This is a genomic window from Pseudomonas sp. PS01297 (assembly GCF_029959305.1).
GTDB classification, from domain to species: Bacteria; Pseudomonadota; Gammaproteobacteria; order Pseudomonadales; family Pseudomonadaceae; genus Aquipseudomonas; species Aquipseudomonas helleri.
Map to the genome: position 1 here is coordinate 1 of NZ_JASCPQ010000020.1, position 23,343 is coordinate 23,343.

At 60.2% G+C, this 23,343-nt stretch carries 15 protein-coding genes and 1 pseudogene; 9 read left to right on the forward strand and 7 right to left on the reverse strand.

What is annotated here, in order from left to right:
• Nucleotides 1-18: 18 nt before the first annotated feature.
• On the reverse strand, nucleotides 19-276 hold the full coding sequence (locus tag QMX84_RS08735) for a hypothetical protein (RefSeq protein WP_282363609.1): 258 nt from the start codon (nucleotides 274-276) through the stop codon (nucleotides 19-21).
• A 291-nt stretch (nucleotides 277-567) separates the two neighbouring features.
• Nucleotides 568-2,895 carry a peptidoglycan glycosyltransferase PbpC gene (pbpC, locus tag QMX84_RS08740; protein WP_282363610.1) on the reverse strand — a complete coding sequence of 776 codons (2,328 nt, stop codon included), beginning with the start codon at nucleotides 2,893-2,895 and terminating at the stop codon, nucleotides 568-570.
• Between the two features lie 85 nt (nucleotides 2,896-2,980).
• Between pbpC and QMX84_RS08745 the strand changes: the two genes are divergently transcribed.
• On the forward strand, nucleotides 2,981-3,274 hold the full coding sequence (locus QMX84_RS08745) for a hypothetical protein (RefSeq protein WP_048366495.1): 294 nt from the start codon (nucleotides 2,981-2,983) through the stop codon (nucleotides 3,272-3,274).
• A gap of 92 nt (nucleotides 3,275-3,366) precedes the next feature.
• Here the strand turns inward: QMX84_RS08745 and QMX84_RS08750 are convergent, their stop codons facing one another.
• The gene (locus QMX84_RS08750) at nucleotides 3,367-8,259 is read right to left on the reverse strand and encodes an alpha-2-macroglobulin (protein ID WP_282363611.1); all 4,893 of its coding nucleotides are present in this window, start codon (nucleotides 8,257-8,259) and stop codon (nucleotides 3,367-3,369) included.
• Nucleotides 8,260-8,446: 187 nt separating this feature from the next.
• Here QMX84_RS08750 and QMX84_RS08755 point away from each other — a divergent pair, with 187 nt between their 5' ends.
• Nucleotides 8,447-9,775, forward strand: a complete 1,329-nt coding sequence (locus tag QMX84_RS08755; RefSeq protein WP_262126320.1) for an MATE family efflux transporter — start codon at nucleotides 8,447-8,449, stop codon at nucleotides 9,773-9,775.
• An 87-nt stretch (nucleotides 9,776-9,862) separates the two neighbouring features.
• On the opposite strand, the gene speA is transcribed toward QMX84_RS08755, so the two are convergent.
• From speA to QMX84_RS08775, 4 genes are all read right to left on the reverse strand, one after another.
• Nucleotides 9,863-11,776: an arginine decarboxylase gene (gene speA / locus QMX84_RS08760; protein ID WP_262126321.1), complete on the reverse strand. Its 1,914-nt coding sequence runs from the start codon at nucleotides 11,774-11,776 to the stop codon at nucleotides 9,863-9,865.
• A 217-nt stretch (nucleotides 11,777-11,993) separates the two neighbouring features.
• Complete coding sequence (locus tag QMX84_RS08765; RefSeq protein ID WP_178110145.1) at nucleotides 11,994-12,365, reverse strand: translation initiation factor Sui1; 372 nt, start codon at nucleotides 12,363-12,365, stop codon at nucleotides 11,994-11,996.
• 275 nt (nucleotides 12,366-12,640) lie between these two features.
• Nucleotides 12,641-13,183, reverse strand: coding sequence for an NUDIX hydrolase (locus QMX84_RS08770; protein WP_262126323.1), 543 nt, complete (start codon nucleotides 13,181-13,183; stop codon nucleotides 12,641-12,643).
• Between the two features lie 3 nt (nucleotides 13,184-13,186).
• Entirely contained in the window at nucleotides 13,187-14,257 is a 1,071-nt protein-coding gene (locus QMX84_RS08775) for a DUF2333 family protein (RefSeq protein ID WP_048390898.1), read from the reverse strand.
• Nucleotides 14,258-14,543: 286 nt separating this feature from the next.
• On the opposite strand from QMX84_RS08775, the gene QMX84_RS08780 reads away from it, so the two are divergent.
• The 7 genes and pseudogenes from QMX84_RS08780 (at nucleotide 14,544) to accC (ending at nucleotide 23,218) form a co-directional block, all read left to right on the forward strand.
• Nucleotides 14,544-16,160 carry a PleD family two-component system response regulator gene (locus tag QMX84_RS08780; protein WP_262126324.1) on the forward strand — a complete coding sequence of 539 codons (1,617 nt, stop codon included), beginning with the start codon at nucleotides 14,544-14,546 and terminating at the stop codon, nucleotides 16,158-16,160.
• 107 nt (nucleotides 16,161-16,267) lie between these two features.
• Nucleotides 16,268-18,229, forward strand: a complete 1,962-nt coding sequence (locus QMX84_RS08785) for a methyl-accepting chemotaxis protein (protein ID WP_282363612.1) — start codon at nucleotides 16,268-16,270, stop codon at nucleotides 18,227-18,229.
• 129 nt (nucleotides 18,230-18,358) lie between these two features.
• Nucleotides 18,359-18,880 carry a hypothetical protein gene (locus QMX84_RS08790; protein WP_282363613.1) on the forward strand — a complete coding sequence of 174 codons (522 nt, stop codon included), beginning with the start codon at nucleotides 18,359-18,361 and terminating at the stop codon, nucleotides 18,878-18,880.
• Nucleotides 18,881-18,991: 111 nt separating this feature from the next.
• Nucleotides 18,992-20,769: pseudogene (locus QMX84_RS08795) on the forward strand (protein-disulfide reductase DsbD).
• A 130-nt stretch (nucleotides 20,770-20,899) separates the two neighbouring features.
• Nucleotides 20,900-21,355 (forward strand): type II 3-dehydroquinate dehydratase, encoded by a 456-nt coding sequence (gene aroQ, locus QMX84_RS08800; protein WP_003439222.1) that lies wholly within the window; start codon nucleotides 20,900-20,902, stop codon nucleotides 21,353-21,355.
• Between the two features lie 25 nt (nucleotides 21,356-21,380).
• Nucleotides 21,381-21,842 carry an acetyl-CoA carboxylase biotin carboxyl carrier protein gene (gene accB, locus QMX84_RS08805; protein ID WP_048366506.1) on the forward strand — a complete coding sequence of 154 codons (462 nt, stop codon included), beginning with the start codon at nucleotides 21,381-21,383 and terminating at the stop codon, nucleotides 21,840-21,842.
• Nucleotides 21,843-21,859: 17 nt separating this feature from the next.
• Nucleotides 21,860-23,218, forward strand: coding sequence for an acetyl-CoA carboxylase biotin carboxylase subunit (gene accC, locus QMX84_RS08810; protein ID WP_048390888.1), 1,359 nt, complete (start codon nucleotides 21,860-21,862; stop codon nucleotides 23,216-23,218).
• The last annotated feature ends 125 nt before the right edge of the window (nucleotides 23,219-23,343 follow it).

Sequence of the window (23,343 nt, forward strand, 5' to 3'; positions counted from 1 at the left end):
ACCGCCTAGGTTGCCTCCTCAGTTATTACCGCAACCGTTGTTGCCACCGCCGTTATTACCACCACCATTGTTGCCGCCACCGTTATTGCCGCTGCCGTCACCACCGCCGTTATTGCCGCCACCGCTACCATCACCACCGCCGCCCGTACCGGCATCGGGCGTACTGGCTTCAACATGACTTTTAGAACCGCCACCGCCGCTATGGCAGCCCGCCAGGCTGACGGTCATCACTAACAAAAGGGCTGTACTTGTTTTTAACCACAGTTGAGTGTTCATGATTATTCCCTTGCACCTGCTTAGCCAGAGTTCGAAGGCTCCCTGCTCTAACGTCAGAGATACGTTCATCCGTGGCTTACATCACAACGCCGGACCGGGTATTGAACAACTCACTACTTGGTATTAAGCCCTTATATAAACAGCGCCCACGCGCAGACTAAAAACCATAGAAATCAACACGTTCATCAAAATAGAACACTCCCACTCACTAAAGTGATAACCCCAATTCACTGTAGGAGCGAGCTTGCCTCGCGATCTTTTGATCTTTCAGAAAATCCCAAGCCACATGGTCTACTCCACGACGCTGAATTCAACCCGCGCGGTTTGCCCGCTTTCGTCGAGGACGCTCAGCTCATAGCGCCCTGGCTGTTCAAGGGTGGTGTTGAGGGCTTCTTGATGCCCGCTATCACCCAGCGGGGTGCCATTGAGGAACCACCAGCGCCGACCGTCACCGCCCAGCGCAGTCAGCGTGAGGCGCAATGACGCCTGGCTCGCCGCCGGGCGCCGCAACCGGTCCCCCTCACGCACACCGACAATCGACAACGCTGTCACCGAGTTCAATGCCGGTGGCGGGCATTGCGTCGAGGCGGGCGGCAAGCGCGCTTCACGCCGTTCCACCCGGGGCAGCCACGGCTCCAGCGGCGCAGGCCACAACGCCACGTCACGTTGCTGCGCACCAGGGCACTGCGGGCTAACGCGTTGCCCTTGCCCATCGACCCACAGGGTTTCGCGCAAGCCCACGCCCAACGGCTGATCCGCCGCCAGCAAGGTCGGCGGCGTGGTGTTGTCCAGCGTCCAGGCAAAGCGCTGGCGGCGGCAATTGGGGTCGTTCTTGCTCAACGGCTGGCCCAGCGGCCAGCAAATCGCTGCCACGCCCACGCTGCCCGGCACGGGCTGCACCGGCGCGACAATGCCGCGCTGGCTGTCGCGGTTGCTCAGCACATCGTGCACTTGCAGCATCAGCGGCGCCGCCGAGGCCAGACCAAACTGCCCCGGCACCGGCGTACCGTCCGGGCGACCGATCCACACTCCAATCAAATAGCGCGGCCCCACACCAATGGCCAGCGCATCGCGAAAGCCATAACTGGTGCCGGTCTTCCACGCCAGGCTGGGGCGTTGCACCAACTCGGCGGTCGGGTCACGGTCCGGCCGTGCCTGGCCACTCAAGATGCGTCGGATAATCCATGCCGAACCCGGCGACAGCATGCGCCGCTCGACCAGTTCATCCTGCGGTTGCAGGCGCAGGTTGGCGCTTTTGCCACCCCGCGCCAGCGCGCTGTAACCGCTGACCAAATCTTCCAGACGACTGCCGGCCCCGCCCAGAATCAACGCCAGATTAGGCTCTGCCAGCGCGGGCAAACTCAACGGCACGCCGCCATTGCGCAGGTCGGCCGCAAAACGTTTCGGCCCGTAGGCTTCAAGCAGTTGCACCGCTGGCAAATTAAGCGACAACGCCAACGCCGAACTGGCCGACACCGGCCCGCTAAAGCCCATCGAGAAATTGCCCGGACGGTAATCGCCGTAACGCCGCGGCACGTCTTGCAGCAGCGACTCGGAATGAATCAGCCCGGCATCCATCGCCATGCCGTACAAAAAAGGCTTGAGGGTCGAACCCGGCGAACGCAAGGCGCTGATCATGTCGACATGGCCAAAGCGCCGCGCATCGTTAATGTCCACCGAGCCGAGGTAGGCACGCACGGCCATGGTGTCGGTTTCAACCACCAGAATCGCCGCCGAGGTGTGCTCGGGCAGTCGTGCCCGCCAGCCCAGCAGCAAGTCTTCGAGGCGGCGTTGCAGGTTGGCGTCCAGGGTGGTGCGGATCAGCGGCGGGCTGTGCGGACGATTCAAGCGCCGCGCCAGCAACGGCGCCAGGCTCGGTTCCAGTCGCGGGGCGAGCAACAGCGGCTCCTCCAGCGCTTCATCCACAGCCCCTTGCGGCCAAACTTGATACTCGGCCAGACGCCGCAACACCTTGTCCCGCGCCACTTGCGCCCGCTCGGGATGACGGTCAGGCCGCAGGCGACTCGGCGCTTGCGGCAACACGGCCAGTAGCGCAGCTTCGGAGCGCGTGAGTTGCTGCGGCGACTTGCCCAAATACGCCCAACTGGCCGCCGCCACCCCCTGTAACGTCCCGCCAAAGGGTGCGCGATTGAGGTACAGGTTCAAGATCTCGGCCTTGGACAGGTGCCACTCCAACTGCGCCGTACGCCACAACTGGCGCAACTTGCCGGGCAACGTGCGTTCATGAGGATCGAGCAAACGAGCGACCTGCATCGACAAGGTGCTGCCCCCCGACAGCACTCGCCCGCCACTAAGGTTCTGCCAGGCCGCACGGCCCAAAGCCAGCGGGTTAACCCCCGGATGCTGATAAAACCAGCGGTCTTCGTAGGTCAGCAACGCCTCAAGGTAATACGGCGACACCTCGTCCGTTTGCACGGGGTAACGCCATACGCCATTGGCATCGGCAAAGCGCCACAGCGGCGTGCCGTCCTCGGCCAAGACCACGCGGGCCAAGTCATCCTTGGGCAACGGCAAGGGCCACAACCGGTCGGCCAGCCACAACAATGCGACTGCCAGCAACAGGCCGCAGGTGCTCCACAGCACGATCTTTTTAAGCATTACTCATTACGCAACTTTGCACCTGGTCTGGTTGCCTAAGGGGTATCTCTGGCACAGTGGCCATCTTATTGATCGGGACATCCCCATGCACGTCGAAAGCTTTATTGGAAATCTGGGCCTGTGGTTGGGCACTGTCGTTCGCTGGATCGTCGAAAGCTTGAGCGGCCTGTTCACCATGATCACTCAAGCGGGCAGCAATTTTATCGACGGTATGGCCCGCGCCTTGGGCATGGACACCTCCATCGTCAGCATTGCTGTGCTGGTGCTCGGGCTGCTGTTTTTGTACAACGCCGTGCGCGCCTTTATGCGCGCCTCCATCATCGGCGGCGTGATCTGGCTGCTGCTGGGGCTGTGGGTGTTGAGCTGGATTATTAACTGACGCCGTTCACCCTGTAGGAGCTGCCAAAAGCTGCGATCTTTTAAAAGATCAGAAGATCGCAGCCTTCGGCAGCTCCTACAAAGTGGGTGGGGTTAGCGGGCCTTGATCACCATGTCGCCGGGGGTTTCGCCCACGGCCTGCCAGTTGGGCCGGTACATCGACTCCACTTGCGGCGGCGGTACGCGATAGGTGCCCGGCGTCACGGCACGCGCCAGATACAGCAGGTGCGTCGTGCCATAGCCGTCCAGTTTGACCGCCGCGACGTAACGGTCATCGCGGTATTCCTGATGTTGCACGCTGGCGTATTGCATCGCGTCGCGCCATTGCTTGACCTCGGTGCTGGCATTTTCAAGGCTGGCCGCACTCTGCCCCAGGTTCTGGTTTTCCAGCTCAAGCCCCGCTGGCAGCAAATCGACAACCAACGCATCTGGCACCGCCTGCTTGGCCGTGACCGCCACGTGTACCAACACCAGATCGCCGCTTTTCAGGGCCTTAATATTCAGCGGCTCGCCATTCATGCCCAGGTAATCGCGGCGAATGCTCATGTTCTCGCCACCCGCCGCCGGGGCCTGCTGTGGATAACCCGAAATCGTCAGCTGTTGATACACCGCGTCGCTGCCTTCGTTGCGCAACGTCAGCGGCTGCGCCAGCAATGGACCATCGAGTTTGAGGCCCGATTGCTGGTTATTCAGCTCGCGGGTTTGCTCGCCGCTGGTGAGCTGCGCAGACCACTTGGCTTCTGGCTTACTCAACAGATCACGCCCGGCCAGGAACAGCGAGTTACGCTCCTGGGTCGACAACCAGCGGCTGGCCGCCAACGAATCTGACAACTCAAACAGACGCTGCTCACGCTGGCCGCTCATCAAGTTGTTCTCTTCCAGCAGCGCCACAATCAGCGCCTGATCGCGCAGCGGGCTGCCGTAATCGCCCAGCCATTGATTGTCTTTGCGCTTGGCCGCCAGCCCGGCCAACAACGCCTGATCGGCACGCGGCTGATCGCCCATCTTCTGCAAGGCAATCGACAGTTGCACCAGCGGCAAGCCTGAACGCGCATCGCTGCGGCGCTCAAAGATGCTGCGCAATGCGCCCAGCGGCGCCTGCTGGCTGCGTGCCAGAACCAGCGCCGCATAGGCCTGCACGGCAAAGCGGGTGTGGTCGAGGTTGTCGCTGTAGTCGGCTTCGATCAGGTTGCGCTCCTGCACATAACGCAGCAGCCGCTCGTTGGCTTTTTTCAACGCATCGGCCGGTACGGCGTAGCCCTGATCACGGGCGCGTAGCAGGAAGTCGGTGATGTAAGCGGTCAGCCAATACTCTTCCTGCCCGTCTGCGCCCCACAGGCCAAAGCTGCCGTTGTAGCGTTGCATGCCCAGCAGGCGCTCGATCCCCAGTTCGATTTTGCGGGTGCGCTCGGCGTCTGGTTCACCCTCAAGGCCCAGACGCTTGAGCAACGCGGCGTCAGCGTACAGCGCCGGGTACAAGCCGCTGGTGGTTTGCTCGGAGCAGCCATACGGGTACGCCTTGAGCGCACGAATCTGTTCGCCCAGGTTCAACGGCGGGCGGCTCGACAGGCTCAGCATGGCTTCGCGCCCGGCCGGTTCAAAAGCCAGCAACTCACCTTCTGGCAGGCTCCACGGCTGATCCTTGAGCACCGCGCGGTAATGTTTAAGCAACGCCGGGTACGCCGGGCGCACGCCCAACGTCCATTCGCGGCTGAACGGCGCCAGGGTTTCACCCGGCAGGTCCAGACCACTCACCGTGACCTTGACCACGCCCGTGCCAAAACCGCCCAGCGCCTTGACCGGGATCTGCAACGTACTGCGCTGGCCAGGGCTCAGCGTGACGTTTTGCGTGGCTTCGCCAAGCAGATTGAGTTGGCCGTCAGCGTTGAGGGTGACGGTCAATTTTTGCGGTTTGTCGGTCAGGTTGGACAGGTCCAGCGCCAAGCGGGTCTCGTCACCCCCGGCCAAAAAGCGCGGTGCGGCCAACTCGGCCACCAAGGGTGCAGCGACCACGGTTTTGGCCTGGGCCATGCCGTAGCGATCATCGGTCCAGGCTTGCGCCATCAAGCGCAGTTCGCCGTTGAAGTCCGGGATATTGACGCTGACTTCGCCTTCGCCCTGGGCGTTCAAGGTCACCGGTGCACTTTGTAGCGCAACGATGTTCACGCTGGTGGCCGGGCGTTTACCGCCTTTGGCCAAGGCCGCGTCACCGCCGAATGCGAGGCTGGCCAGACGGCCCTGCCCGGCTTCGATCAATTGCCCGTAAACATCCAGTTGGTCGGCGCCATAGGCCTTGCGCCCAAACAGGCTGGCGTACGGGTCCGGGGTCGGGTAATCGGTAATGTTCAGCACCCCGACGTCCACCGCAGCCAGCAATACATGGGCTTGCGGGGGAATGCTGCCGTCGGCGTTTTTAGCCTGAATCTTTACCGTCAGCGGTTGTTTGGGGCGCATTTTTTCAGGCGCATCGAGGGTCAGCGCCAACTTGCGCTGGGTCCGGTCAAGCGGCAGGTGCAACACGCCCACGGCACGTTTTGGGGTGATATTAGTTTTACGCTCACCGGGGCGGATCACCAGCGCGCTGACATACAAATCGTGGCGCGCCCACGTCGGGTCGAGTTTGATGTCGAAGGTTTTGCCTTCGGCCGGGACTTCGATTTCTTCCCACCACAACGGCCCGTCACTGCCTTCGACCAGCAAATAACCTTTGCCCGCAGCGGGCGGCGTGACCGTGACTTTGGCGGTGTCGCCATCGCTGTACGCCGCCTTGTCCAGCGCCAGCTTGACCTGATCCGGGCGCACGGCGCCGCCTTCGGCGTTGTCCTGGGCACGATACCCGGCCCAGAAGCGCACGCTGCTGACCAACCCGGTTTGCGGGTCTTCGACCTCGACACGGTATGGGCCCCACTCCACCGGGAAGCTGACCTTGGCGGTCTCTCCGGCCTTCACGCTGACCGTTTCTTCGTTGAGGTTCAGAAACTTCTCGTTGTAGTGGTAGCTCCAGCCGTCGCTGTCCGAGTAGTTCCAGTAGTAGTCACGGCGCTCGCGCACCAAGCGGACCTTGAGGTTTTCAGCGGCCAGCTTGTTGCCTTGAGTGTCCGCTACCAACAGCTCGAATTCGGCCGGGCCATCGCCATCGGTTTCAGTCCCGTCAAATAACCCGCGCAGGCCCGGCAAGCGCTCCGCTGGCCAAACCGGCTGCACCAGACGCCGGGTGATCGGGCGACCACCGGACTCTTGCAAGCTGGCTTGCACAATCACCTGCAGCGGCGACTTGGCCTCGCTCCACTGGCTGTCGATGGTGAGGGTTTCTTTGCCATCAGCGTTGAGCACGCTTTCGTCCAACTCCAGGTCCTGGGTCAACTCGGGCTCGGTCACAGAGCCGAATTGATAACCCGGCAATGCGCTGACTGCCTCGCGCAGGGGCCGCACGTACACTTGGCCGCTCAAACGGTTGCCCGCTGCAGGGGCGCCATACAGGTAACGCCCCGTGACCTGAATCTCTGCGTTTTGCTCAGGACGCAGCGGCGTGTCGCTGCCTTTGAGTTCCAGCGCCATGCGTTCCGGCAAGAAGTCTTCGACCGAAAATTCATACAACTGCGGCTTGCCGTCGCCCAGATCGAACACCAATTGCCAGCGCCCGGTCGGCGCCTCGCCTGCCAGTGCCAACGAATACTGATAAAAGCCCGAAGCATCGGGCTCCCAGACGAACTTGCGGCTGACTTGCTCGTCCGGGCGACGTACTTCTACGCTGACCGGCTGCGGCTTGACCGGCTTGCCGTCGCGATCGCGCAGCAAGGCATTGAGCAGCACGGTTTCGCCGGGGCGGTACAGGTCACGCGGGCCAAACACAAAAAATTGCAGCGGGTGCGCCTGAGGGCCAGCGATGTCGAACTCGGCCAAATCCAGCGCCGCTGTGTTCAAGCGCAGCAAACTGGTCTGGTCGCCCTGACGCGCCAGCAGCACTTCGGCCTTGGGCGGCAAGGCCAGTTCGGCGTGGCCTTGTTTATCGGTTTTGCCTTGGGCGAGCATTTTGCCTTTGCCGTCGAGCAACTCCAGATCCACATTGGCCAAGGCACTGCCGCCTTCCAGCGCCTGGGTGAACACATCCAGACGCTTCTGATAACGGTGCACGGAAAGGCCAATGTCACTGAGGGTGAACAAGGTGGCCGGGGTCGAATAGTTGTAGCTGCCGGACGCGGTCATCACCGCCAGGTACACGCCCGGCTGCTGCAACGGTTTGATCCCCGAGGTGGGCAGAATCAAGGTTTCGCGGGTGTTGCGTGCCGGGTTCAGGTCAAAGCGCCCGCCGTAGACCAGATCGGCCATGCTCAACAGGTCTTTGGCTTCATAGCTTTGCAGACTGCTGTTGCGGCCCCATTGGCTGAGAAAGGCAGGCAGGGATTCGGGTTTGACGCGGAAGAACTCAACGTCGACCTTGTCGACATTCAGCGCGATCACCGGCAACCCTTCGGCCAGACGGGTCGGCAGCAAGTTACCGCGGCTGGCAAAGCCGACGGTGGGTTGCAGGTCACGGGTTTCCAGACGGCTGATGTACTCGGCGGCCAGCGTCGCCTCGTTGACGGCGCGCAGGCCAGGGTCGACGGTGAGGATCAATTTGCGCTGCGGCTCAAGATGGCGCAGGTGCACTTCCATCAGGTTATCCGACAGCTCCCAGGCGCCATCGACCTTGCCGGTCTTGGCATCGACCAGGTGCAGTTTTTCAGCGAAGTTTTGCTTGGGGTCCAGCGGCACCGAGAAACTCACCGACAGCGTGCTGGCACCGTCCAGCTGCACTTCAGAGACATCCACCACGTTTAACTCACGCCCGGCAAAGCGCTCGGCCAGCACCTTGGGGTCTTGAACCGGCTTGGCGGCCTGCGTGACGGCGGCAGGTTTTGGCGTCTCGGGCTTGCCGGATGAAGAAGAATCGCAAGCACTGAGCAGCGCCAACGCGCAAGCCAGAAACAGTCCTTTGTTAAGCATGGTGTACTCATTGTCGTGGCAGTGAAGGGGCGACTATATAACAGCGTGGCGCGAACGGCAGACGCGCTGGTCGCAAAAGGCACCGCTCTTGTAGCCGCTGACGAGGCACGAGGCTGCGATGCGGGCCGCAGGACCGCCGTTTGCAGGGTTTACTTCCGCTACAATGCCGGTCCCCAAAGGAGCCTGCATGTCTTTTCTGTTAGCCGACTGGCGCGACCGCCCGACCCATCGCCGGGTGTGGGCGCTGGCTGCGCCGATGATTTTGTCGAATATTTCTGTGCCGCTGGTGGCGCTGGTCGACAGCACTGTAATCGGCCATTTGCCCCACGCGCATCAGTTGGGCGCGGTGGCCGTGGGCGCCAGCCTGTATATCTACCTGGCCTGGATGATGGGCTTTCTGCGCATGGGCACTACGGGCTTTGCCGCACAAGCGGCCGGGCGCGGGGATGGCACCGCGTTGCGGCAAATCCTTGTGCAAGGGTTGCTGCTGGGGCTGGGGCTTTCGCTGTTTCTGGCCGCCATTGCACTCCCGTTCAGCCGCCTGGCGTTGAGCGTGATGCAGCCTTCGCCCGAGCTGCATGACATGACCCTGGCGTTCTTTCACAACCGGCTGTTTGGCCTACCCGCCTCCTTGGCCAGTTATGCGCTGGTGGGCTGGTTTTTGGGGGCACAAAACGCCCGGGCGCCGCTGGCGATTTTGCTCACCACCAACCTGATGAACATCGCTCTCAACCTGTGGTTTGTTCTCGGCCTGGACTGGGGCGTGGTCGGTTCAGCGCGGGCCTCGGTGATTGCCGAATGGAGCGGCGCCCTGCTCGGCCTGTGGCTCACACGCGGCGCACTGCGGGCGTATCCGGGCAAGATGGCCTGGGCCGCGCTGCGGGTCTGGCAAAACTGGAAACCACTGTTAGGGGTTAACCGCGATATTTTTATCCGCAGCTTGCTGCTGCAATCGGTGTTTTTCGCCATCACCGTGCAAGGTGCCCGCTTGGGCGACGCCACCGTGGCGGCCAATGCGCTGCTGCTCAATGGCTTGCTGTTGACGGCTCACGCGCTGGACGGCCTGGCCCATGCGGTCGAAGCCTTGTGCGGGCATGCCATCGGCGCCCGTGATCGCACGGCGTTACGCCGGTCGATGGTGGTTGCCTGTGGTTGGTCGTTACTCGCCAGTGCGCTGTTTGCGCTGCTGTTTTTGCTGGGCGGGCACTGGTTTGTCGAGATGCAAACCGACATTGCCAGCGTGCGTGAAACCGCCTTCCAGTACTTGCCGTACCTGGCCGTTTTGCCATTGATTGCGGTGTGGAGTTATTTGCTGGACGGGCTGTTTATCGGCGCGACCCGCGCGCGCGAAATGCGCAATGCGATGCTGTTGAGCGTGGCCATTGCCTTTCCCGTTGCCTGGGCCTTGCAGGGCGATGGCAACCACGGGCTGTGGATAAGTTTCTTGCTGTTCATGGTGCTGCGCAGCGTGATTTTGGGGCTGTATGCCACGCGAATCCGCTGGTTTACCCCGTGATATCCCTGTAGGAGCGAGCTTGCCTCGCGATCTTTTAAAGGGTCAAAAGATCGCGAGACGAGCTCGCTCCTACGGGTCAGTTGAGTCTTACGAAGACAAGTAAGACGAACGCGTCAGGCCCAGACGCAAAGCGTCGAGGAACTGGGTGCGCTCTTTGACGCTGATCTTGGCGCTGGCCACTTTGTCGCGGTAGTGAGTCATCAACTCCTCGGGCGACAAGTGCACGTAACGCAGCATGTCTTCGATGGTGTCGTGGGTCTCGATACCGGCGTGGTACACGCTGCCATCGGCCTTCTGGTAGATGTTCACCGAGTCGGTGTCACCGAACAGGTTGTGCATGTCACCGAGGATTTCCTGGTAAGCACCCACCAGGAAGATACCCAGCAAGTAGTCTTCGCCTTCGTTAAGCGCGTGAACCGGCAGGCTGGTTTCGATGCTCTGCTCGTCGACGTATTGCTTGATCTTGCCGTCGGAGTCGCAGGTCAGGTCTTGCAGCACCGCGCGGCGCAGCGGTTCTTCGTCCAGGCGATGCAGCGGCAGAATCGGCAGGACCTGGCCAATCGCCCAGGTGTCCGGCAGGCTCTGGAATACCGAGAAGTTGCAGATGTACTTGTCGGCCAGCTTGTCGTTGAGCTCGTCGAGCACTTGGCGGTGCGAACGCTGACGCGCTTTCAACGAGTTGTGCAGGCGACGGCACACAGCAAAGTAGCACTGCTCGGCCAGGGCTTTTTCCGACAGGGTGATTTTGCCGTCCGCGTACTGGGTGGCCACGTCGCTCATGTAGTGCGTGGCGCGCCAGTAGGTTTCGGTGACCATTTCAATGTCGGTCGGGCCCAGCAGGTCCACCAGCCACTGCACGGTCTCGGGCAGGCTTTCTTTGTTTTCGATCTCTGGCACGTCGTCGTTGTGCTTCTCAACGTCGGTCACTTGCACCACCAGCATGGCGTGGTGCGCCGTCAGCGAGCGGCCGCTTTCAGAGAAGATGTGCGGGTGCGGCAGGCCTTGTGCGTCGCAGAACTCTTTGAGCATGCCGACTACAACACCGGCGTAGTCGTCCATGTCGTAGTTGATGGAGCTTGCGTTACGCGAGTGCGTGCCGTCGTAGTCCACGCCCAGACCGCCGCCCACGTCAATGTGGTCAACCGGCAGGCCGAGGTTGCGCAGCTCGCCGTAGTAACGAATCGCTTCTTTAAAGCCGTGCTGGTAGTCGGCCAGGTTGGCGATTTGCGAACCCATGTGGAAGTGCAGCAGGCGAATGCCTTGGTCCAGACCGGCGCTACGGAACCGCTCAACCACCGACAGCAACTGCGCCGCCGACAAGCCGAATTTGGATTTTTCACCGCCGGTGTCAGCCCATTTGCTCGACGCCAGCGACGACAGGCGCACGCGCAAGCCGACTTGTGGCTTGACCTTGAGCGAGGCCGCCTCTTCGATCACCAAGTCCACTTCGGACTCTTTCTCGATCACGATGAACACGTTGTGGCCGAGCTTCTGGCCCATCAAGGCCAGGCGAATGAACTCACGATCCTTGTAACCGTTGCAGACGATGGTGCCGCCTTTCGGGGCCAGCGCCAGCACGGCCAGCAGCTCTGGCTTGGAGCCGGCTTCAAGGCCAATCGAAACGTTTTGGGTGGCGATGATGTTCTCGATCACAGCTTCTTGCTGGTTCACCTTGATCGGGTACAACGCGGTGTACTGGCTCTGGTATTCCAGGCGCTCGATGTTGGCATCAAAAGCACCGGTCAACTGGCGTACACGGTCCTGCAAAATATCTGGAAAACGCACCAGCAATGGCAAGGACAAGCCACTTTGGCGCAGTTCGTCGACTTGCTCGTACAGATCGATGGGCGAGCTGTTCGGGCCGTTCGGACGGACTTCTACGCGACCGGCTTCATTGATCGCGAAATACCCGGCCCCCCAATGGCGAATCCCGTAAACACTGCGGCTGTCCGCAACTGTCCATTGGCTGCCATCGTCTTTGCGTGTGCGTCGTACGGACATCGAAGTCCCCTATATATAAGTCAAGTAGCCAAACCTGTGACCAGGTCGGCGCAGTCTAATGAGTAAAAATGACGATTAGTCTGCTCAGGGTAGACCCTGACAACAGCGCCGAGTTTAGAAACCCGCAATAACAGGCTCTGTGAAAACCATGGCAGCCGCCCTTGCCGAGCCTGATTCAGGCAGCAAGACAACGACGCGGTGGTTTTGACAGAGGCTGCTAGCCGCCGGACTTCTTGGCTTTGAAACCGTGCTTGAGCAGTTCGGCCAGCAACAGCTCAACGTGGTCGCCCTGGATCTCGATGATGCCGTCTTTTAACGCACCGCCTGTGCCACAGCGTTTTTTCAACGTGGTGGCCAGCTCCTTAAGTGCGTCTTCGGCTAACGGTACGCCCGTGATGGTCGTCACCGTCTTGCCGCCGCGGCCTTTGCTTTCGCGGCGCACGCGGGCAATGCCATCACCGGCAGGGATCAGGGTTTGTTTGCAGGTACAGGCGTCTACTGGCTGACGACAGTCTGGACAGTGACGACCTGCGTCGGTGGAAAATACCAGGCCACCTAGGGCGGCGAAGGATGCGGCTTTTTTGGCCACCGGCAATCCTCATATGGAGGACAAAAAATTGGCCGGTGCATGACGCGCTTGCGCCAAGGTGTACCGACCGCGAAGCCCCACTCTGGCAGGGGCAGCGCAACTCAAGGGCAAAAGCACCTGAGCCTGAAAAGGTCGCGCAGTGTAACGACAAAATCGCTGAGGCCCAATAGCCAATTGGCGCAATTTTTAAACAAGTAATGCATAACCCGTAGGAGCTGCCGCAGGTTGCGATCTTTTGATGTTGAGGATCAAAAGATCGCAGCCTGCGGCAGTTCCTACAAAGAAGACGGTTGCGCCAGATAACGCCTTAGCGCATCCAGCGAATCCGGGCAAAAAGGCTGCTGCTTGCTGAGGCGCAAAGCCTCGGCCACAGGCATGAACAGCGCTTGCTGGACTTCTTCGGGCTGCACTTGCAAAGGGCCATCCCAGACCCCGGAAAACACCCCGCACCACAGGTGGTTTTGCGGGGCCTCAAAGTAGAAGCGTTCGTGGGCCGTCAGCTCAATGCCGCTCACGCCCAGTTCTTCGGCCAATTCACGGGCGGCAGATTCTTCGTAAGTCTCGTTCGCGCCGACCATACCGCCCGCCGCCACATCCCAAAACCCCGGATACAGCGCCTTGCTGAGGGTGCGTTGATGCACACACAGCTCGCCGGCCGAATTGAACAACAGGATGAACGTGCCACGCCCAATGAGGTTGCGCTCGCGCAATTCATGCCGGGGCAAAGCGCCCAGCACGCGGTCGTCGCGGTCCACCCAGACCACCTGTTCGACATCAGAGGCCGCACGGTGCGCGGCCTCTAAAGTGGAGATGACCATCCCTTAGCCCTGCGACAGCAATTGACGAAGGTCCATGACCGCCGCGTTCGCCCGCGAGATGTAGTTGGCCATGACCAGCGAGTGGTTAGCCAGAATACCGAAGCCGCTGCCATTGAGAATCATCGGGCTCCAGACCGGCTCTTGAGCGGCCTCCAGCTCACGAATGATCTGGCGCACGCTGACCGTGGCGTTCTTTTTAGCCAGTACATCGGCGAAATCAACTTCGATGGCGCGCAGCAGGTGGGACAAGGCCCAGGCCTGACCACGGGCTTCGTAGAACACGTTGTCGATTTGCAGCCATGGGGTTTCAACGATTTCTTCGTCCACCACAGGCACCTGGCCCGGCAGCAGGCTTTCGGTTTTCAGCGTGGTGTTCAGTTTGACCCGACCAACACTGGCCGACAGGCGCTGCGACAACGAACCCAGACGCGTTCCCACATCACCCAACCAGTTGTTGAGGTTGTCGGCACGGGCATAGAACAAGGCGTTTTTCTGATCCGGGTCAGACAAGCGCGCCTGATAACGGCTCAGGGAGTTGATGCCTTCCTGGTACTCCGACTCACTGGAAGGCAGCATCCAGCTCTTGTTGTCGAAGTTGAAACGAGGCTCGGCCTTGGCCAGATCGGCGTCTTCGGCAGACTGTGATTGCGAACGGGCGAAGTCTTTACGCAGGGCACGGGTCAGGTCACGCACCTGCACCAGCACGCCGTATTCCCAGCTCGGAATGTTGTCCAGCAAGACACCCGGCGGGAAGCGGTCGTTGGACAAGTAGCCGCCTGGCTTATTGAGCAAGGTCCCGGCCACGGTTTTCAGGGTTTCTACGGTGGTGAAGCCCGGAACCATTTTCTGGCCGCTTTTTTCAGCCGCCAGCTGTGCATTTTGCTGCACCGGGAACAGGTCAGGTTCGCGGCTCCAGTACCAGCCGAGGCCCAGACACACCACCACATAAATGCCGACCAGCATGGCAATCGAGCGGCTCAGCAGAATACTTTTGAAATAGCCACGCGGCTTTGCTTGGGTATCCTTGACCGACTCGCGGGCGCTGTCGCCCTCTCGTTTTTTCCAGTCCAGCATGGCTATGTCCTTTCAGATGCTTGATTCAACAGTTCGACCACAACCCTACCTCATCGTGCCTTGTTGCACGATTTTTAATCACGGCTAGGCTAAGTGCCGAAACCGCAAGGCCAGATCGGCCCGGCACTATAAAACATGCGTGCAGCCACGCCTACGCAAGGGCGGCCAATGGCTAATATCGGTGTGGGCGAGTTAATTTCAAGGTAAGACCGGTTCAAGCCAACACTAGGTGCTAGCATAGAGCCATTACTCGACCCCAGCATGCCCCTTACCCAGCAGCCAGGATATGACCGAGCAAGAAGACCTCAGCCACGAACGCCTGAAGCACCACTTCGCCCAGCGCGTTACGCACCAGGCCCGTCAGATTCTTGAAATTTGGCAGCGCATGCAGACTCAGGAATGGTCACCCGCAGGCCTCGCTGAGTTCAGCGAAGCCAACCTGCGCCTGTTGCGCTTTGCCGAGCGCTTCGACCAGCCCGAGCACCGCGAACTGTCACAGGCCACCGACGCGGTGCTGCAACAGGTGGCCGACAATCGCGGCCGACTGAGCAGCCCGCTGATCACCGAACTCAACCGGCTGATGCAACGCTTGTCGCGCACCGGCCTGCGCCACGGCGATCAACTCGGGCACACCGCCCTGCCGCCGCTGCGCAAACCGATCTACATCCTCCTGCAAGACCATGAACGCGCTCAGCGCCTGAGCACGCAACTTGAGTTTTTTGAACTCAGTGCCATGGCCTTTGACAGCCCCGGCGCCTTTCGTCAGGCCATGGTTGAGCGCCACCCGGCAGCCATTGTAATGGAGGTGGATTTCGCGGGCCCCAACCAGGGCCTGGCGCTGGCCGAAGAGGTCCAGGTCGGGCTTGAACAAAAGCTGCCGCTGTTATTTTTCAGCCAGCATGAAACCGACACCCCCACCCGCCTGGCCGCCGTGCGCGCCGGTGGGCAAGCGTTTTTGACCGGCACCCTCGAAGTCTCCAGCCTGATGGAGAAGATCGAGGTGCTGACCTGCGTGGCGCAGTACGAACCGTATAAAGTGCTGATCATCGACGACTCGCGGGCGCAGGCGTTGCACACCGAACGCCTGCTCAACAGCGCCGGGATCATCACCCGCACGCTGACCGAGCCGATTCAAACCATGGCCGAGCTGGCGGACTTTCAGCCCGACCTGATCATCCTCGACATGTACATGCCGACCTGCACCGGCACCGAGCTGGCCAAAGTCATTCGCCACAATGATCGCTACGTCAGCGTGCCGATCATTTACCTGTCGGCCGAAGACGACATGGACAAACAGCTCGATGCGATGAGCGAGGGCGGTGATGATTTTTTGACCAAGCCCATCCAGCCACGCCACCTTATCACCACCGTGCGCAACCGCGCCGCCCGGGCCCGGCATTTAAAAGCGCGCATGGTTCGCGACAGCCTGACCGGCCTGTTTAACCACACGCACATCCTGCAACTGCTCGAAGACTGCACCTTCCGCGCCCGCCGTGAAAATCGCCCCTTGAGCTTTGCGATGCTCGACCTTGACCACTTCAAACGGGTCAACGACTGCTACGGCCACCCCATGGGCGACCGCGTGATCAAGAGCCTCGCGCTGTACCTCAAGCAGCGCCTGCGCAAGACCGACTTTATTGGCCGCTATGGCGGTGAAGAGTTTGCGATTGTCATGCCCGACACCGATCAAGAGTCGGCCTACAACGTGCTCAACCTGATTCGCCAGCGCTTCTGCGAAATCCATTACCCGGCGCAGCCCAACGATCTGTGGTGCTCATTCAGCGCAGGCGTGGTGCAACTGCACGGCGAGTCTGACAGCCTGAAAATGGCGTCACAGGCCGATGAGGCGCTGTACTTCGCAAAGAACAATGGGCGCAATCAGGTGCAACGCTTCACCCGATAAAGGCTAATCGCCACTATTTGTGCCGAGCCAGGCCGGCTCGTCATATCGCTGTAACTTAAATGCAATAACTTCAGCCGCTTCTCACTGCGTAGTAGGCAGAATCTTTTATGCGTCTGAAGCTGCTAACCAACCTCAACACCCTGTTGCTGGTCGCCGTGTGCTTCGCGCTGGGCGCTACTTTATGGTGGTCGCAACAGGCGCTGGAGCGCCCGTACCTGTTGATGGAGCGCTATTTGAGCCTGTCGCAGCATTTTCAAAACCAGGTCGCCCGCAACATCGAAGACTACTTGGCCAGTGGCGATGCGGTGCGTTTGAGCAAAGCCAACAGCGCCCTGGAGACACTCCAAAGTCAGCTTGCCCCGCTGCCACCGGCGCTGGCCGAGACCGTGCGCCCCAGCCTTGAGAACCTGAATAGCTTCAGTAATACCGAGCTGCTGGCAGCGGGCAAACTGGCCGGCGACCCACAAGCCTTGTTGCTGCAAGCCGAGCGCGAACTGGCCGCCAACCTCGAACAACTCAGCCAATACGCCAGCGAAGCCAATACCCCAGAAGCGCCGCACTATTTACCGCCGCTGATGACCGCCGCGCTGCACTTGGCCAAGCTGTCGTTGAACCGCGACAAACTGGTCAGCAGCGGGCGCAGTGAGTTGGCCGGTGATGTAGAACGCGAACTGGCCAGCATCCAGGCCCAGGCGCAGCAAATCGACGCCTTGCCCCTGCTTGGCGTGAGCAGCAAAAGCACTTCGGGCAATGACGATTTCGCCGCAATGATGGGCCTCGAAGCCAACCAGAGCACTCAGACCGAAGATGCCGGGGTCAACCTCAAGCGTGAGCTGAACAACCTCCTGAGCCGCTACCCGGCCGAGCTTAAACGCACCCAGACGCAGATCGAACAACGCACCCAGTTGAGCACCACCACGCACCGCAAACTCGACGCCGTGCAACACGCCATCGCCGAACTGGAGCCGGTGGTCCGCGCCCAGCACGGGCAGATTCAAGACGAAGTGCGGCTCATGCAAGGCCTGATGATTGGCCTGATCCTGCTGATTGCGCTGTTGATCGACACCCTGCAACGCAAGCTGGCACGGGTGCTGACCTATCTGGCGCCAATGCTCTCGACCTGGGCCGAAGGCGACTTCAGCCGCGACATTCAATTGGGCAAAACCAACCGCGAACTGCATGACATCGAGGCTTCACTGAATCGCCTGCGGGCTTATCTGGTGAACCTGGTGGGCACCATCCGCCTGAACGCAGAGCAAGTCGCGGGCAGTAGCCAGACCTTGGCGCAACTGAGCACCGATTTGCACGGCGGTGCCGAGCGTCAGGCCGGTGACACCGCGCAAATTCGCGACGCCCTGGGTGAGCTGGAGGCGACCATTTCCCAAGTGGCCGGCGATGCCAGCCAGGCCGCCGACGCCAGCCGCAGTGCGGGCGCCGCCGTGGCGCAAGGGCAGTTGGTGATCGGACAAAGCCTCACCGGGCTTCATGCGCTGGTGGGCGAAGTGCAAGGCAACGCGCAGACGGTCGAGCGCCTGGCCGAAGAGTCAGCCACCATTGGCGGCGTTCTTACAGTGATTCGCTCCATCGCTGACCAGACCAACCTGCTGGCACTCAACGCCGCCATTGAAGCCGCCCGTGCGGGCGAGATGGGCCGAGGCTTTGCCGTGGTCGCCGAAGAAGTCCGCTCCCTGGCACAACGCACCGCAGGCGCGACCAACGAAATCCAGAACCTGATTGCCGGGCTGCAACTGGCCGCACGCCAATCGGTTGAAGGCATGCGCGCGCAAGTAGAGCATGCCAAAGCCACCGCACAACAGGCCCAGGACGCCGATGGCGCGCTGGATGAAATTGTCGGCGCCATTACCACCATTTCCGACACGGCGGTGCGTATCGCCGACGTCACTGCGCAACAAAGCGGCGCTGTGAGTGAGATCCGCGATCACAGTGAGCGCATTCATTTATTGGGCGACGACAACTTGCAACGCATCGGTATTGCCCGTAATCAAAGCCAGCAACTGTTGCAACTTGGAGGCGAACTTAATACCGCAGTACAAGCCTTTCGGGTATGAATCAGCCCTGAAGACGGTGTACCTGTTACTTCTGACAGTATCTATTGCTGTCAGGAGTGATATTAAATTGATGGTGTATTAGGCAGCGCTTTAACAGGCTATTTCCTGTACGACATCAACAGGTGCGCCATGAGACAAACCATTCTTCTAGTGTTTGCTCTGTATTTGCCGCTCAGTGAAAGCGCAACGCTGCACATTGAAAACCAGTCGCGTTATATAGCCGTCATTATTGACTACCCCGCCGGCTATCCCTGCGCGCCGGACCGCCAGAACGTGCGGCCATGCCTGATTCTGCCGCTTGCGGCCACCTCGTACGAGTTGCCTGAGGCTGAAGCCTTGAGCGCTGTACTGCGCTTTATTTCACTGCCGGCTACTTCTAGCGCGGAATTGGGTGATTTAAAAAAACATGCTTTTAAAAGTACCAGCGACTTTACCTATCAACCGGTGGGGCCGTTGAAATACGAACAAGTGAAATGTGAAATACCGATGGATGAAGGCATCAGCATTACCATCATCCTGGTTGGCGTCATGGATAAAGCCTGTGAAAAAGGCACTGACCGACGTCTTTCATGGGTCTATAAACGCAATGACGTTGACTTGAAATTCATCATCAAAGACCTCCCGGCCAAACCCCACCCCCGCCCCCTGTAGGAGCGAGCTTGCCTCGCGATCTTTTGATCCTGATGATCAAAAAGTCCCCACCTTCACGATTCACCAGCCCACTCCGTTATCATGCCCGCTCGTTTTATCAGCGAGATTCTTATGCGCCGCCTGCTCTTTGTTCTTTGCCTGCTGTTTAGCCTGCCAGTCATGGCCACGGGCCTGCTGGACTCGCGCCCCAGCGCCACCTTGGGGGCGATCAATAACAGTGCCGATTTTTTGCCGGTGCGCGAAGCCTTCAAGCTGAACCTGATCGACAGTAGCCCCGAGACGATCAAACTGCGCTTTGTGCCGATCGAAGGGTATTACCTCTACCGCCATCGCTTTGCCTTCAAGACCGAACCGGCTGACATCGCACTGGGCACACCGCAATTGCCCGCAGGCGAGCAAAAACACGATGAGTACTTTGGCGACGTGGAGGTCTATCACGGCATTCTCGACGTCGATATCCCGCGCCCGCCCAACGATCAACGCCCATTTACCCTGGTGGTCAGCTACCAGGGCTGCGCCGACAAGGGGTTGTGCTACCCGCCTGAAACCGAACGCCTGAACATTGAGGGCACACCGGGGCCAGTGGCGACTGAGAGCACGAATGCGCCCGCAACGTCGTGGAACTGGCGCGATCTGGCGCTGTTTTTCCTCGCCGGGTTGGGCCTGACCTTTACCCCTTGCGTGCTGCCCATGCTGCCGATTTTGTCGGGCGTGGTGTTACGCGGCCAGGTTGGCGGGCTGCGTGGCTTTAGTTTGTCGCTGGCCTACGTGCTGCCGATGGCGGCCTGTTTTGCGCTGTTGGGCGCTTTGATGGGGATGTTCGGCGCACAACTGAATTTGCAGGCCCGCCTGCAATCGGTGTGGGTACTGGTGCCCTTTGCGCTGTTCTTCGGGGTTTTTGCCCTGGCGATGTTTGGGGTGTTCGAACTCAAGTTGCCGCAGGCCCTCAGCAACCGCCTGGACCGCCTCGCCAATCGCACCCAGGGCGGTTCGCTGTGGGCGCTGCGGTGCTGGGCGTGGTCTCCAGCCTGCTGGTGTCGCCGTGCGTTTCGGCCCCGCTGGCCGGGGCCTTGCTGTATATCAGCGCCAGCGGCGATGCGCTGGGCGGCGGCTTGAAGCTGTTCGCCCTCGGCCTGGGCATGGGCGCCCCCCTGTTGTTGGTGGCCACTGGCGGCGCGGCCTGGCTGCCGAAAAGCGGGCCGTGGCTGGTCACAGTGAAAAACGCCATCGGCGTGCTGCTGCTGGGTCTGGCGATCGGCTTGCTTAGCCGGGTACTGCCTGGCCCGCTGACGTTACTGTTGATCGGTGTACTGGCGGCCGGTGTGAGTCTGTTTCTCGGCACCCTCGAGTTCATCTACAAAGCCCCGCGCCAACGTTTGGCGCAACTGCTCGGGCTGTTTCTGCTGGTGTATGCCCTGGCCTGTTGGTTCGGCGCATTAAGCGGTCACAGTGATCCGTTCAACCCTCTGGGCCCTGCAACCGCGAGCCACGCCAGCATCACCGGCGCACCGCAAGCCGCAGGTGACTGGCAAACCATCAGCACCAAAGCCCAGCTCGACAGCGTGCAGGCTGAGGCCAAGGCGGCTGGCCAGCCGCTGTTGCTGGACTGGTATGCCGACTGGTGCATCAGTTGCAAAGTGCTTGAGCATGAAGTGCTGAACAACCCGCGCGTGCTGGACCTGCTCAAGGGTTACCGGCTGGTGCGCTTCGACATGACCGCCAGCAATGCCGAGCAGCGTGCCCTGCTCGATCACTACCAATTGTTCGGCCCTCCGGCGCTGATGTTCTTCGGCAAAAATGGCCAGGAAAAAAGTGACCAACGGGTCATTGGCGAGATCAATGCAGCGGACTTCGCCGAACGTGTCGCGAACGCGAATGACCAGATCTAGAGCCTTGGTCACAAACTTTTCGCGAACATCGGTCATCGTGCTGGCTTTTGTACACAACTGGACACTGATTCAGCTTTTCGGCATAGTCGCCCGGCACTGATCACTGCGCACACATTACAAGGAACAGCAGATGGCGACTTTTCTGGTTCTGCACGGCCCCAACCTGAACCTGCTAGGCACCCGCGAACCGGGCGTTTACGGCGCGACTACCCTGGCGCAAATCAATCAGGATCTGGAGCAGCGGGCCCGCGACGCCGGTCACCATTTGCTCTACCTGCAAAGTAATGCCGAGTATGAATTGATCGACCGTATTCATGCGGCCCGCGATGAAGGGGTGGATTTCATTTTGATCAATCCGGCTGCTTTTACCCACACCAGCGTGGCATTACGTGACGCGCTGCTGGCGGTGAGCATCCCATTCATCGAAGTGCATTTGTCTAACGTGCACAAACGCGAACCTTTCCGCCATCACTCCTACTTCTCCGACGTTGCGGTAGGTGTGATCTGCGGCCTTGGCGCCAGCGGTTATCGACTGGCCTTGGAGGCCGCCCTGGAACAGCTTGAACTACAAGCTAAACGCCCCTGACCCACCCATTGGGAGTTGACGATTCATGGATATCCGTAAAGTCAAGAAACTGATCGAACTGCTGGAAGAGTCCGGCATCGACGAGCTGGAAATTAAAGAAGGCGAAGAGTCGGTACGCATCAGCCGCCACAGCAAGACCCCAGCTCAACAGTTCTACGCACCAGCACCAATGCAACAAGCTCCGGCTGCTGCGCCAGTGGCTGTTGCGCCGGTTGCCACCGTGACTGAAGCACCTGCTGCTCCAAAACTGAACGGTTTTGTGGTCAAGTCGCCAATGGTCGGCACTTTCTACCGCACACCAGCGCCAACGTCGCCAGCCTTCGTAGAAGTGGGCCAGAGCGTTAAAGTTGGCGACACCATTTGCATCGTTGAAGCGATGAAAATGATGAACCACATCACCGCTGAAAAAGCCGGTGTCATTGAATCCATCCTGGTAGAAAACGGTCAGCCGGTTGAGTTCGACCAACCGCTGTTCACCATCGTTTGAACCACGGGGAGCCAACGATGTTGAAGCCTCAGAAGCTGGAAAAAGTCCTGATCGCCAACCGCGGCGAGATCGCCTTGCGCATCCTGCGGGCGTGCAAGGAACTGGGCATCAAGACCGTCGCGGTGTACTCCACTGCCGACAAGGAACTGATGCACCTGGGTCTGGCAGACGAAACCGTCTGCATTGGTCCGGCACCAGCCAACCTGTCTTATCTGCACATCCCGGCGATCATCGCGGCAGCCGAAGTGACGGGCGCCACGGCGATTCACCCGGGCTACGGCTTCTTGGCTGAAAACGCCGATTTCGCCGAACAAGTCGAGAAATCCGGCTTTGCCTTCATCGGCCCGAAAGCTGACACCATTCGCCTGATGGGCGACAAGGTATCGGCCAAGCACGCCATGATCGCGGCGGGCGTACCGACTGTTCCAGGCTCTGACGGCCCGCTGCCGGAAGATCCTGAAACCGCACTGCGCATTGGCCGTGAAGTCGGCTACCCGGTGATCATCAAAGCCGCTGGCGGCGGTGGTGGTCGTGGCATGCGCGTTGTGCACCGTGAAGAAGACCTGATCGAAGCCGCCAAGCAGACCCGCGAAGAAGCCGGCGCCTGGTTCAGCAACCCGATGGTCTACCTGGAAAAATACCTGACCAACCCACGTCACGTGGAAGTCCAGGTTATTTCCGACGGCCAGGGTAACGCGATCCACTTGGGCGACCGCGATTGCTCGCTGCAACGTCGTCACCAGAAGGTTCTGGAAGAAGCGCCAGCACCGGGCATCGACGAGAAGGCTCGCCAGGAAGTGCTGGCACGCTGCGTTCAGGCATGCGTTGACATCAACTACCGTGGTGCGGGTACTTTCGAGTTCCTGTACGAAAATGGTCGCTTCTACTTCATCGAGATGAACACTCGTGTGCAAGTAGAGCACCCGGTGTCCGAAATGGTCACCGGCATCGACATCGTTAAAGAGATGTTGAGCATTGCGGCAGGCAACAAGCTGTCCTTCACCCAGGCTGACGTGAACATTCACGGTCACTCGCTGGAATGCCGGATCAACGCTGAAGACCCGGCAACGTTCATGCCGAGCCCAGGCATGGTCAAGCACTTCCACGCACCGGGCGGCAACGGCGTTCGCGTCGATTCGCACCTGTACAGCGGCTACAAGGTTCCGGCCAACTACGACTCCCTGATCGGCAAGCTGATCACTTGGGGGGCGACGCGTGACGAAGCCATGGCTCGCATGCGTAACGCGCTGGACGAAATCGTGGTCGACGGGATCAAAACCAACATCCCGCTGCACCGCGACCTGGTGAATGACGAAGGCTTCTGCGAAGGCGGCGTCAACATTCACTACCTGGAACACAAACTGGCTAACAAGTAAGTTTGTTTTCTGCTCAACAAAGCCGCTTTCGAGCGGCTTTGTTGTGTCTGGGGTGCCAGTTTTTTGGGTACCCGGCTACAAAATTGATTCAGGCCGGGTAGAAGCGATGGGTGGCGTCATGGCTG

Coding starts and splice junctions, on each gene's coding strand:
- QMX84_RS08735 (WP_282363609.1), bottom strand. CDS start 276: ATGAACACTCAACTGTGGTTAAAAACAAGTACAGCCCTTTTGTTAGTG.
- pbpC (WP_282363610.1), bottom strand. CDS start 2,895: ATGCTTAAAAAGATCGTGCTGTGGAGCACCTGCGGCCTGTTGCTGGCA.
- QMX84_RS08745 (WP_048366495.1), top strand. CDS start 2,981: ATGCACGTCGAAAGCTTTATTGGAAATCTGGGCCTGTGGTTGGGCACT.
- QMX84_RS08750 (WP_282363611.1), bottom strand. CDS start 8,259: ATGCTTAACAAAGGACTGTTTCTGGCTTGCGCGTTGGCGCTGCTCAGT.
- QMX84_RS08755 (WP_262126320.1), top strand. CDS start 8,447: ATGTCTTTTCTGTTAGCCGACTGGCGCGACCGCCCGACCCATCGCCGG.
- speA (WP_262126321.1), bottom strand. CDS start 11,776: ATGTCCGTACGACGCACACGCAAAGACGATGGCAGCCAATGGACAGTT.
- QMX84_RS08770 (WP_262126323.1), bottom strand. CDS start 13,183: ATGGTCATCTCCACTTTAGAGGCCGCGCACCGTGCGGCCTCTGATGTC.
- QMX84_RS08775 (WP_048390898.1), bottom strand. CDS start 14,257: ATGCTGGACTGGAAAAAACGAGAGGGCGACAGCGCCCGCGAGTCGGTC.
- QMX84_RS08780 (WP_262126324.1), top strand. CDS start 14,544: ATGACCGAGCAAGAAGACCTCAGCCACGAACGCCTGAAGCACCACTTC.
- QMX84_RS08785 (WP_282363612.1), top strand. CDS start 16,268: ATGCGTCTGAAGCTGCTAACCAACCTCAACACCCTGTTGCTGGTCGCC.
- QMX84_RS08790 (WP_282363613.1), top strand. CDS start 18,359: ATGAGACAAACCATTCTTCTAGTGTTTGCTCTGTATTTGCCGCTCAGT.
- aroQ (WP_003439222.1), top strand. CDS start 20,900: ATGGCGACTTTTCTGGTTCTGCACGGCCCCAACCTGAACCTGCTAGGC.
- accB (WP_048366506.1), top strand. CDS start 21,381: ATGGATATCCGTAAAGTCAAGAAACTGATCGAACTGCTGGAAGAGTCC.
- accC (WP_048390888.1), top strand. CDS start 21,860: ATGTTGAAGCCTCAGAAGCTGGAAAAAGTCCTGATCGCCAACCGCGGC.